The following is a 12,713-nucleotide window of genomic DNA, read 5'->3' on the forward strand; positions in this document are numbered from 1 at the left end:
ACTTGGGTATAATTGCACTTTAATCGTTTTCGTTAACTGCATCTTGTCACCTCTTTCCTCTTAAATACATTATACCATCTATTTAGTGAACACATTAACGATAACCTAGTAAAACCAACAAAAAGAGCTGCCTATTTCGCTAATTTCTCCTAGGTATTAATACCGAGGTTTACTTAGCTGACAGCTTGTATATGAAGGTATAAAAAAATTGAGTGATAATTTCCGGTTAAATACCGAATTTTATCACTCAATTATGCTGTTTGATAAAGAGTAGGGTGACATAGTGAAAATTATTTTATTACGATATCTTAGTCACGCTCTTATCTCCTAGCAAAGATTATTTGATTAATCCATTATTTTTCAGCTACTTCTGCAATGGCTTGTAGGTAGTTAGCAGTATCGGCTAATGTAGCACCTGAAACAACATCAGATACATTTCCATCTTCACCTAAACCAGCAACTTCTTCAATGCCAGCTTTTAATTCTTCGATTGTTTTACCATTAGCATAAGCTGCAACCGCGTTTAAGTTATCTAAGTAGCTTACAGTAGAACCTGCTTTATCAGTCATCAATTTAGAATATCCTTCGTTATTAGCAATCTTAGAAATTAATAGTGAGCCTTCTGCAATCCCTTTACCAAAATCAGCATCTGAGTTTGGTACACCTTTAAAGTCGCCACCTGCTTCAACGATTTGGAATTCGTCAATAGCAGAAGCAACTACTTTATCGCCATCCACTGCAGCACTTACTAAAGCAAATGATTTAGTACCGTGAGGTGCCGCAATTTCTTGTTTTAATACTAGATTATCAGCGTTAGCTTCAACTCCAGTAAATTCATAACCTTCAGTTATAGCTTCCGCAATTGCTTTTAAGTAGCCTGATGTATCAGCTAAGGTAGCACCTGAAACAACATCAGATACATTCCCATCTTCACCTAATCCATCAACTTCTTCTACTAATGCTAAAATTTCATCAGCAGTTTTTCCTTTGGTAGCTTCAATGATCGCTTTAAAGTTTTCCCCGATGGTGACAGTAGAGCCTGCTTTATCAGCCATTAATTTAGAGTAACCTTCATCGTTGTCTAATTTACCTACTAATACTTGGCCTTCCGCATAGCCAGCACCAAAATCACTATCTGAGTTTGGAACACCTGTAAAGCCACCATCTTTGGCTACGAATTGAAATTCATCGATTACAGCATCGACTAATTTGCCACCTTGTAATAAAACAGTTACAGCAGTGAATGCTTTGTCTCCGTGAGCTGCTGTATAGTAACGACGCATTGTGACAGCTTCTTCTTGAGCTTGCACAATAGCAATATCACCAGTAAATTGTGTCGCTACTGGAACAGCTACAGTAGCAGCTGATAACACTAGCAAACTAGATAAAACGATTTTTGATAATTTCATGTGAAATTCCTCCTAAACTTGATAGCTAAATTATAGCATAGGATTAATTTATTGTGAATCCTTTCATAGATAATTTTTATAATAAAATGAAAAATGCTTCACAAATTTTAGTAAATAGTGTATTCGCGAAAGTTTACGTATTTATAGATAATAATGAGTTAATCATGACTTGCCGTGAAAGATCATGTTAAGAAATAATCTATTAGCTAAGGGGGAGAGATTGTGAATAAAATTAGCGATATTTTCAAAGAAAACAAAGTGATGCTTGTGATATTTATTTTAGGTATCGTTTATTTTCTGTTTCAAAACCAACCAAAACCTGTATCAATTTTATCAGAAAGCGGAGAGATGATAATGGATGAGGACCTCTTAACCATGTCGACTACTGACTCAACGGAAATAACAACCCAAGAAATGATTATTTATGTAGATATTAAAGGTGAGGTTAGAGATCCGGGTGTTTATCAATTATCAAATGGTGCGAGGGTCATGGATGCGATTGAGTCTGCCGGAGGGTTAACCAATGAAGCCGATGAAAACCAATTAAATTTAGCTTTATTACTCAGTGATCAAATGGTGATAGTGGTGCCAAACATCAATCAAACCTTGGAAGAAGAGTTTTCGATGGTCAATTATTTTGCTAATGAAACAGATGAAGATCCTCATAATGAATTAAAAATTAATATTAATGTTGCAGATGTAGCCGAATTGACTTTACTGCCTGGTATTGGTGAAAAAAAGGCGCAGGCAATTATCGACTATCGTGAGGAATATGGTTCTTATCAAACAATTGAAGACTTAATGAATGTGAGTGGCATTGGTCAAAAAACTTTTGATAAGTTATCAAGTATGATTTCGATAAAATAATGATACAAAGGATAATCAAGATGAAATATTTAAACAATCAATGGATTTTCCTGGCTATTATGGCCTATATTGTTCAAAATTTTTGGTTAACGCTACATTGGGGATGGGGATTACTAGGGGTTGCTTTTTTTATCCGCTGTCTGTTTTTAACTAAAATATTGAAACAATTTGTTTTCATCGTCATTGTAATCAGTAGTGTGGTCACCTTTAGAACCCGCACGCAACCTCTAATATCACAAGAGGAAAATACTTATTTATTGCAAATCGACCCGATATACTTAAAAGGCGATGAAGAATATATAACGGGACGAGCCAAACTATGGTCACAAGGAGAATGGTTAACTATCAATGTTAAAGGGAGTCAATTATCAACACTTCATCAATTGGATCAAGTGACCTTATTGCAAGTAAAAGGGCGTGTAACGATACCAGAAGGTGCTAGAAATTTTGGTGGCTTCAATTATCAAAAATATTTACAATCACAAAACATTGATTATCAAATTGAAATTAAAACAATTGAAAGAGCTCAATCGGTTAACAACTTTTTTTGTTACTTTTTAAATTGGCGATGGCAATTGTTAAATCATTTTCAAAAATTGGATCATATTCGTTTGTTCAGTCTTTATAATCGCTTAATTTGGAATTTATCATCAACTCAATATAAGACGCACCGTGAACGCTTAATAGAATTTGGCATCATCCATTTTTTTGCTATTTCAGGTTTTCATGTCACTTTAATAAAAAACAATATCGATTATTTATTAAGACGATTGGGCATCATCAATGAGGTAGGGAGTCTGATAATAGATGGATTGTTAATTGGCTATACTTTTTTAACCTGTTTTCCAGTTGGAGTAGTAAGAAGCGTTGGCAGTCACTTTCTGAAAAAATATGGGTCACTCTCGCGAATGGATAATTTAAGTCTGCTGGTTTTAGCTTTTCTCTGGTTCAATCCTAGAATTGTGTTATCCACGGGCTTTCAATTAAGTTTCTTAATCTCGTATATTTTGATTTTTATTGAAAAAATTCCGAAACCTTTACCTTTTTCGCAATCTATCCAATTAGCCATCATCTGTACGCTATTTACTTGGCCCATCACGATGCGACAAAATTATTATTGGTATCCTCTCCAATTCATTTGGGGTCTGATTATTGGCAAAGTGTTTGATTGGGGTATTTTTCCATTAGCTGTATTATTAACGCTCCTATCTTTTTCGCCAAAAGGACAGCTACTCGTTCAGCGTTTTGATTTTCTACTTGAACCGATTGAATTATTCCAACCGAAAATATTAGTCGGTCATTATTCTTGGGTTTTTGTCATCGTATTGATGGCAGTTGCAGGTAGATGGTTGGTAGATTGGCAACAAGCGTGGAAATTCACCATTATCAGCTATATAGGATTGATCTTAATAAGTGGAAGATGTCATTTTGAACGGATAATAGTATTAGATGTTGGACAAGGCGATGCTGTTTTATACCAAGCTGCCTTTTCTAATCAAGGCTGGTTGATAGATGTCGGGGGTAAAGTTTCCTGGAATCGTGATGCAAATAGTTCTCAAGATCAGCCAGAAGAAAATTATGCCAAGAAAACCATTTTGTCTGCTTTAGCTGCGTTAGGCGTTCGGCAATTAGAAGGGATTGTCATTACCCATCCTGATGCTGACCACTTTGCTAATTTACCGGCAATTATCAAAACTATCCCTGTGAAAGAAATCGTCATTTCCAATATAGGATTCCATCATCAAAACTGGCAACAAGTAATGGGACCTTATCAGAATCAGTTACGATTAACAATTTTAGAAGCGCCTGGTTGGCAGACAATTATCCCTGATACATTATGGGGATGGTTTGATACTAATGCGCCAAGGGAAGATTTAAATGAAAGTTCAATTGTCACCCTGTTAAAATTATCGAATCGCTCATTCTTAAATATGGGAGATTTAGGAAAAATTGGTGAGCAAAAATTATTAACGACAACACCTAATTTGGACATCAATCTGCTAAAAGTTGGGCATCACGGTAGCAATACCAGTACTAGTAAACAATTAATTGAGCAAACAACACCAGAAATGGCGCTTATTTCTGTGGGGAAAAACAATCGTTATGGACATCCTCATCAAGAAGTCACGGTGCTTTTACAGCAAGAACAAATCCCTTATCTATCGACTGCAGATAATGGAGCCATTGAAATAATGGTTATTCCCTTTAACGGTATTAACATTCGACATGCATTATCACCATAATGTCAATCTAAAATCATGTGTTGTTCAGTTATTAGTCATTAATAAAAAAAGTAGCTAATATACGCATTGTTATGACTGTGCAAGCGACGTAATTTAAAATCCGATAAACTTAGAATGTTTGCAGTGAAAAATTGCGTAAACAAGAATTTTAATAGAACGATTGAAGTGAAAGTAAAGGAAAGTCTAATTTTTATTATGAGAATTGAATGAATGGTAGGGAATATATGGAACTTTATCTTGATTAATGGTGGCAGAGATACTCACTAGTCATTAAGGGGAATACTGGATCGGCGACATTTTGAATGCGTTTTAATAAGACAGTATCATTTACCGTTAATAAACTAGTAAAATTATAGAGAGGAATGCTTTTAATTCAATGGCTTAAATGATATAATCTAATAGATAGACTGTACATTTGTAGAAAAGTGATGATAGAAATGTATTTTTGAAGGATTAGAGGAGCGAACGACATTGAGATTTACGGATATATTATTTATAATCGTCATTCTGGTGTTAGTTGGGTATGGGGTTTTCTTTTATATGAAGAGCCAACTAGCAAAGGATATTAATGAATTAGAAAAAAGAAAAGATCGTGTGATGGAAGTTTCAATACCTGACCAATTATTTACGTTAAAAAATATGGAATTATCGGGTCAAACAAAACGCCAATACGAAAATTTAGTCGCAAATTGGCAAACTATTACCAATTACCAATTTACTGAGATTGAAGCTGCACTCGTTGGAGCTGAACAATTTGCAGATCAAATGAACATTGTAAAATCTAAAAAGGTTTTAGAAGATGCTCGCGAAATGTTAGACGAAACCGAAGCGCAAGTGGACGATTTAATCGAAGCATTAAAAGAGCTATTAAGCGTTGATGAACAAAACCGTGAAGAAATTGAAGCGTTATTAGAACGTTACAATACAGCACGTAAAAGTGTGATGAATCATAGTTTCGATTATGGTCCTGCCATTGAAACTTTAGAGAAAAATTTACAGTATTTAGAATTAAATTTTACTAAATATAATGAATTAACCACATCGGGTGACCATTTAGAAGCGAAAGAAATGCTAGCTGTTATTGAATCAGATTTATCAAGTTTGGAAGAAATTTTAGAAAAAATTCCCGCAATGTATAACCAGATCAAGAATAAATATGAAGATTCAATTGAAGATTTACGCGATGGTTATCAAAAGATGGTTGAAAGTCACTTTAAATTTGGTGATATTAATATTCCTGAAGAAATTGATGCTGTTCAAGAATTACTTGATGAAGCTAAAATTAAAATTAAAAATGCAGACTTAGTTGAAGCCAAAACGCAAATGGATAAAGCAGAACGTGAAATTAACTCGTTATACGAATTGATGGAAAGTGAAATTGCTTCAAAAGAATTTGTTAATAAGAATATTAACCAATTAGGCGCACAATTAGACCAGGTTTCTGAAAATAACCGTTATGCTGGCATTGAAGTCGATCGCATTTCTCAAAGTTATATTTTACATAATAATGAATTAGATCAAGTATCAGAATTAACCGAACAAATCCGTAATGAGTATCAACGATTCAATGATATTGTTGGGCAAATTAATGATCATACAGTGATTTATACTAAGGTTGAATCTGACATTAAGAAAATCAAGAAACGCGTCGAAGAAATTGATGAAAAACAAAATCAGTTAGTTCAAGTTTTATCGGATATGAATCATAAAGAAAAAGAAACGAAACAAAACTTAGAGCTTTATGAAATGGATTTACGTAATTATAAACGTAGAATTGAAAAACATCATTTACCTGGCTTAAATGATAATTACTATACCTTATTCTTTAAAGTAACCGATCAAATTGAAGAGCTAGCAAAACTACTTAATAAAGTACGAATCGACATGTTTGAAATTGAAACATTAGAAGCAAGATTAGTCGAAAATTTAAATAAATTAGAAGAGTTAACGGAACAAACGATTGATAATGCTATGTTAACGGAATACATGATTCAACATAGTAATCGATTCCGATACGATTATCCTGAAGTGGATGATGCCATTAAAGAAGCACAATATTTATTCCACCAAGATTTCCGGTATGGTGATAGCTTAGCCGTGATTGAAAAAGCCTTACGCCGCATCGATCAAGAAGCTCCAACGCAAGTTCGTCGTATGTATCATAAAGAAAAACAAAGTCGGATTTATTAATGATTTGAAACGATTAGATAAGTACTGCTCAAGTACCGTCTAATCGTTTTTAAATCGCACTGACATCAAATGAAGGAAGGTTAAAAATGTTATATTTTGATAATAGTGCTACCACAATGCCTGATCAATCGGTATTAGACACCTATTTACAAGTATCAAAGGAATATTTTGCGAATCCATCAAGTTTACATGAATTAGGTGTTAAATCAAAAAAATTATTAGAACAAGCTCGCTCACAAGTCGCTGAAATCTTACAAGTCAAAACGAACGAAGTTTATTTTACTTCTAGTGGAACTGAAGCCAATAACTGGGTATTACAAGCAGTAGTGCGTGAGTTGAGTAAGCATCGTCCCAATGCAAAACGGATTTTGATTTCAGCGATTGAACATCCCTCGGTATATGAGCAAATTAATTTACTTTTGTCTGAAAATTATAGGATTGAACGAATCAGTGTGAACCCACAAGGAGAAATTGATCTTCCAGCATTACAAGAACAGTTGGACTCCGATGTCCTATTAATCTCAACGATGGCAGTCAATAATGAAGTAGGTGCGGTTCAACCGTTGGAGCAAATTGCTGAACTGTTGGCAAAACACCCGCAAATCATTTGGCATGTAGATGCTGTGCAAGCTGTTACTACCCAATTATCTCTGTTACATAATTCGCGCATCGATGCAATGACTTTGTCGGGACATAAATTTCATGCTGGACGAGGTACTGGGATTTTAACCTTAAAACAAAAAGTTAACACACAGCCCTTTATATATGGTGGCGGTCAAGAAAAAGGATTACGCAGTAGTACTGAAAATTTAGCTAGTATTGTAGCAACTGCCAAAGCACTACGTCTTGCAAGTACCAAACAAGAAGCAGTGAAGCAAAACCTGGCTAAATTCCGTCGATCATTAATCGAAGCATTTGAAGCACAAAATTGGCAAGTGTTTGCCGAAGCATCGGCTAGTGAACATATTTTATGTGTGGCCTATCCGTCAATTCCTGGCGAGGTGTTAGTACATGCATTTGAAACGGAAGGTGTCATGATTTCAACTACGAGTGCCTGTTCAAGTCGCAAGCATCAAGTGCATTCGACACTAAAAGCAATGGGGGTTCCTGATAACATTTCAGAATCGGCAGTACGCCTGAGTATGTCGAGTTTGACTACCAGCACGCAAGTTAATGAACTTATTAAAATTATTGAAAAAGTCACTGCTAAATTTGCTTAAAAGATAAAATGAGTCGCTGCAAAAAGTAAAAAATAGCTGCTGAGTCAATTTAAAAAGGAAACTAATATCAGTATAGGCGATTCAATGCTAAAGAATATCAGCTGAGGCGATAAAAAAGTAAAACAATATTAGTATGGTCGAATCCAATCGAAAATAAATAGCTTAGTCGCTTTAGAAACTAAATAATTAATAATAAGGAGTTAGTATGCATCAATTAGTTATTCATTATGGCGAATTATCCACGAAAGGTCGTAATCGTAAGTCTTTTCAACAACGATTAGCTGAACATATTCGTCTTCAAACCAAACATTTAGAAAACATAAAAATTACTGTCAATCATGATTTTATGCATTTATTATGGGAACACACTCCCGTTGCAGAAATTGTTGAAATATTAAAGACAATACCGGGGATTTCTAGATTTGAGCCGGTTCATCGGGTGGAAAAAGACCTCGAACAAATTAAAAACAAAGCACTGGAATTATTCGAAGAATTAACGATTAAGGAAGGGGATACGTTCCGTGTCGTAGCGAAACGCTCTGATAAGTCATTCAAATATGACACAATAAGTTTACAACGTGAAGTAGGGCATGTAATTGGTGAACGTTATCCGGAAATGGGCGTTGATCTACGTCGTCCGACCCATACATTATCGATTAGTATCCATCAAAATACCGGTGCTAACTTGAGCTTAGTTTCATATCAAGGATTGGGTGGTTTACCATATGGAACAAGTGGTAAAGGGTTATTGATGTTGTCAGGTGGTTTTGATTCACCAATTGCGGGTTATCAAATGATTAAACGTGGATTGGAAATTGAAGCTGTTCATTTTAGTAGTCCGCCTTATACAAGTCCACAGGCACTGGATAAGACTAAACGTTTAACGTCAGTTTTAGCCAAGTATGCTAAACCTATTCATTTTATCAATGTCCCTTTTACCAAAATACAAGAAGCAATTAAAGAAACGGTTCCCGATGAATATTCAATGACTGTCATGCGTCGGATGATGATTCGTATTATGGATCAACTATTAATCGAACGTCAGGCAGAAGCCATTGTAACAGGAGAATCTTTAGGGCAAGTAGCGAGTCAAACATTGACGAGTATGAATGTCATTAATTCGGTGACACATTCTCCGGTTTTAAGACCGTTAATTGCAGTTGACAAAAATGAAATCATCGAGTTAGCTGAAAAAGTAGGCACTTATGATATTAGTAATGAACCTTATGAGGACTGCTGTACGGTTTTTGCACCATCTTCGCCAAAGACAAAGCCACGTCAAGGGAAAATTGAGTTTTTAGAAGAATCCTTAGACATTGAAGCTTTAGTTCAAGATGCCGTGCAAAACATAGAAATTGAAGTGATTGATGCGCAATATATTACGAGTCAACAAGCTGAATTTGACGATTTATTATAAACATAAATTTGGCCGGTGACAGCCTGCACTTCGTTATTGGATATAAAATCAAAAGGTTTATTATAAACATCCCTTCGGCTAGAGACAGATTACATTTCGATATTGTTCACAAAATTAATATAACAACTGCAAGCACTTCCTTTGTGTAATGGCGGTTGTTTTTTGTATAATTAAATTAACAACAAAGAAAGAAGGTATATAACATGGAAATTAAAGTGAACGGAGAACCATTAGTCATTGAAGGTAAACAAGTTGAAGTGGGTGATTTAGCACCTAATGCGACTTTGGTTAATCGAATAGGTGAAACAGTCCAACTGAAAGATTTATTAGCGGACAAAGTGACCATTTTAAGTGTGGTTCCTAATATTTTAACTCGCACTTGTGAGTTACAAACCAAACGTTTATCTGATGAAACAAAATCAGGTGATATTCAATATTTAACGGTTTCACGCAATACACCACAAGAATTTAATACTTGGAATCAAGAAAATGAGTTAGATGTTGATACCTTAACTGATGAATCAGGTGAATTCGGTCGTGCGTATGGATTAGACATTAACTTAGATGGCAATGATTTATTAGCACGTACAGTATATGTTATCGATCAAAATGGTGTTATTCAATATCGTGAAATTGTTGAAGAATTAACGGAAGAACCTACTTATAAGCAACCATTACAAGTTGCAAAAGATGCTTTAAAATAAGCCATAATCATTAACGATTTTTGGTATAATTGAATATAGATAGAGAATAGCGTGGTTAAGAAGTAGAAAATAAGCTGATTTTTTATTCTTATGACCACTTTACACCGTTTGAATAGCGCTTAAACATGATTGAGTATTGACTGTTTGATGCTATTTGAACGCTGTGTTATTCTATCAAGTTAAGTGACTGGAAAGAAATGATGGTGATCGCATTTCTGCCCAGTTCTTTTTAATAATCATGAAAGGGTGGGTAGGTTGGCAGATTTAACCGAGTTTAAACAGTTAATAGAAGAGAGTCAGCGGATTGTATTTTTTAGTGGAGCAGGAGTATCAACCAATAGCGGTATTCCCGATTTTCGTTCAGCACAAGGCCTTTATGTAGAAGATCAAGGATATCAATTTTCTCCTGAACAAATCATTTCTCGTTCTTTCTTTAATCAATATCCAAAAATATTTTTTGAATTTTATTTTGATAAATTAGTCTATCGTGAAGCAAAACCTAATGTTGCCCATCATTTTGCAAGATGGTTAGAAACAAAAGGGAAGGAAGTGGCGGTCATCACTCAAAATATCGATGGGCTGCATCAAAAAGCTGGCAGTACAGAGGTATATGAATTACATGGCAGTGTGACACGTAATTATTGTATGGAGTGCCATCGCTACTATCATTTAGATGAGTTAGTCTTTGATAAAGAGGCGATTCCTAGATGTGAGAGCTGCCAGGGAATCGTTAAGCCAGATGTTGTATTATATGAAGAACCATTAGATCAACAAGTAATGAATGATGCGGTTCATAAAATTCATCGAGCTGATTTAATGATTATTGCCGGCACTTCATTAGTGGTCTATCCGGCAGCTGGATTGGTAAACTACTTCAATGGACGTAAAATTGTAGTTATTAATCAAACAGCCGTCCCATTATATCGTTCGGATGTGTTAACCATTCAAGAAGAGATGGGGGCTATTTTTAGCGAAGTGATGGAGATGGATGTTTAATAGCAAATGATGGCCGGGTTGCTTTTTGATTCCATAAGGATAATGTTGCTGTAAGCATGACGTTGTCAGAATAAGCGCCACTTGGTAAAGCGTTATGATAAAAAGTCCAACTAGTATTTTGTTATTATTACTGATTAAAATTCCAACGCGTAAGGATAAAAATTCCAATCGGCAATGTTTTATGATACTTATTCAAAGTCCAATTCGTTATGCTAAAACGTGTCAAACTTAAACATCAACATCTTAAAAATAATCCTGTTGCCAGATTTGTCTTGTGTTCATTTTTGAGCCTAATAGAAGCATCAACAACATAAAAACTAAAACCCCAACATTAACCAAGTCACGATTGATGTCCTAAATCTACTTTTTTGATTTAAGCAAGATATCGTGACGAACGGTTCATGCTGGGGTTTTGTTTGCGATTGATTAACGAATCGTATGATTACCTTTTAGTATATATTTGTAACTGGTCAATTCTCTTAAGCCCATTGGTCCACGCGCGTGCATTTTTTGAGTAGAAATACCAATTTCACAACCTAGCCCAAACTCGCCACCATCGGTAAAACGAGTGGAAGCATTGACATAGATCGATGAACTATCGACTTGTTCGGTGAATTTCATAATGGCAACGGGATCATCACTCAAAATACTTTCGCTATGTCCCGTTGAGTGTTGATTGATGTGCACAATGGCTTCATCAACAGAATCGACAACCTTAATAGCCATAATATAATCTAAAAATTCAGTCGAAAAATCATCATCTTTAGCTAATGTTGCCTGAGGTAAATAATTAAGCGCACGCTCATCTGCTCGTAATTCAACACGGTCTTGGAAAGTAGTCGCTAATTGAGCCAACAATTCTTTAGCAATAGCTTGGTGTACTAACAAGACTTCAGCAGAGTTGCAAACAGAAGGGCGACTGGTTTTGGCGTTATTAACCACTTTTATGGCTTGGGTAATATCGGTAGTTTGATCGACATAAATATGGCAAATTCCGGTACCTGTTTCGATGACCGGAACAGTTGCTTCTTGCATCACAGTTTGAATTAACCCTGCGCCACCACGTGGAATAAGTAAATCGATATAGCCTTTAGCTTTCATCATTTCCTTTGAACTGGCTCTTGTAGTATCCTCAATTAATTGGACAATATCTGGATTTAATCCTGCTTGTTTAATTCCTTGTCTTAAGGCATCGCAGATCGCTTTTGAACTACGATAAGCTTCTTTACCGCCACGGAGGACAACAGCATTGCCACTTTTAACCGCTAAGGCAGCAACGTCAGCTGTTACGTTGGGACGACTTTCATAAATCATGCCTAAAACACCAAATGGAACTGAGCGTTTGGTTAGTTCTAGGCCGTTTTCTAAGGTTCTCTCCTCTAAAACTCTTCCGATAGGATCATTTAATGCTTTCACCGCTAAAATACCGGCAGCCATGTCTTCAATACGCGCTTCGTTGAGCATTAAGCGGTCAAGCATAATGTCAGCAATTTGACCTTTAGCTTGTGCTAAGTCTTCTGCATTCGCTGCTAAAATGGTAGGAGTAGCTTTTAATAATTCTGCTGCCATTGCGGTTAAGATTTCATTTTTTTGAACTGTAGTGGCAAAATTAATCGAAGCTTTCACTTCTTTGGCGGTTTGTAAAATGGTTTGAGTAGTTTTCACTT

9 protein-coding genes are annotated in these 12,713 nt (G+C 35.5%); 7 read left to right on the top strand and 2 right to left on the bottom strand.

Annotated elements, in window-relative coordinates:
• Window positions 1–353 precede the first annotated feature (353 nt).
• The gene (locus B5D12_RS04275) at window positions 354–1,409 is read right to left on the bottom strand and encodes a hypothetical protein (RefSeq protein WP_078755653.1); all 1,056 of its coding nucleotides are present in this window, start codon (window positions 1,407–1,409) and stop codon (window positions 354–356) included.
• Window positions 1,410–1,631: 222 nt separating this feature from the next.
• Here B5D12_RS04275 and B5D12_RS04280 point away from each other — a divergent pair, with 222 nt between their 5' ends.
• The 7 genes from B5D12_RS04280 to B5D12_RS04310 all read left to right on the top strand — a co-directional run bounded on the left by B5D12_RS04280 (window position 1,632) and on the right by B5D12_RS04310 (window position 11,046).
• Window positions 1,632–2,276, top strand: coding sequence for a helix-hairpin-helix domain-containing protein (locus B5D12_RS04280; RefSeq protein WP_078755654.1), 645 nt, complete (start codon window positions 1,632–1,634; stop codon window positions 2,274–2,276).
• 20 nt (window positions 2,277–2,296) lie between these two features.
• Window positions 2,297–4,519 (top strand): ComEC/Rec2 family competence protein, encoded by a 2,223-nt coding sequence (locus B5D12_RS04285; RefSeq protein WP_159443859.1) that lies wholly within the window; start codon window positions 2,297–2,299, stop codon window positions 4,517–4,519.
• A gap of 471 nt (window positions 4,520–4,990) precedes the next feature.
• Window positions 4,991–6,709 (top strand): septation ring formation regulator EzrA, encoded by a 1,719-nt coding sequence (locus tag B5D12_RS04290; protein ID WP_078755656.1) that lies wholly within the window; start codon window positions 4,991–4,993, stop codon window positions 6,707–6,709.
• Between the two features lie 86 nt (window positions 6,710–6,795).
• Entirely contained in the window at window positions 6,796–7,929 is a 1,134-nt protein-coding gene (locus B5D12_RS04295) for a cysteine desulfurase family protein (protein ID WP_078755657.1), read from the top strand.
• Window positions 7,930–8,134: 205 nt separating this feature from the next.
• Window positions 8,135–9,346, top strand: a complete 1,212-nt coding sequence (gene thiI / locus B5D12_RS04300) for a tRNA uracil 4-sulfurtransferase ThiI (RefSeq protein ID WP_078755658.1) — start codon at window positions 8,135–8,137, stop codon at window positions 9,344–9,346.
• 203 nt (window positions 9,347–9,549) lie between these two features.
• The gene (locus B5D12_RS04305) at window positions 9,550–10,050 is read left to right on the top strand and encodes a redoxin family protein (protein ID WP_078755659.1); all 501 of its coding nucleotides are present in this window, start codon (window positions 9,550–9,552) and stop codon (window positions 10,048–10,050) included.
• A gap of 255 nt (window positions 10,051–10,305) precedes the next feature.
• The gene (locus B5D12_RS04310) at window positions 10,306–11,046 is read left to right on the top strand and encodes an NAD-dependent protein deacylase (RefSeq protein WP_078755660.1); all 741 of its coding nucleotides are present in this window, start codon (window positions 10,306–10,308) and stop codon (window positions 11,044–11,046) included.
• A gap of 426 nt (window positions 11,047–11,472) precedes the next feature.
• Here B5D12_RS04310 and B5D12_RS04315 read toward each other — a convergent pair whose 3' ends face one another.
• On the bottom strand, window positions 11,473–12,711 hold the full coding sequence (locus tag B5D12_RS04315; RefSeq protein ID WP_078755661.1) for a glutamate-5-semialdehyde dehydrogenase: 1,239 nt from the start codon (window positions 12,709–12,711) through the stop codon (window positions 11,473–11,475).
• Between the last annotated feature and the right edge of the window lie 2 nt (window positions 12,712–12,713).

It is taken from the genome of Globicatella sulfidifaciens DSM 15739, assembly GCF_900167405.1.
In the GTDB taxonomy this organism is placed as follows: domain Bacteria; phylum Bacillota; class Bacilli; order Lactobacillales; family Aerococcaceae; genus Globicatella; species Globicatella sulfidifaciens.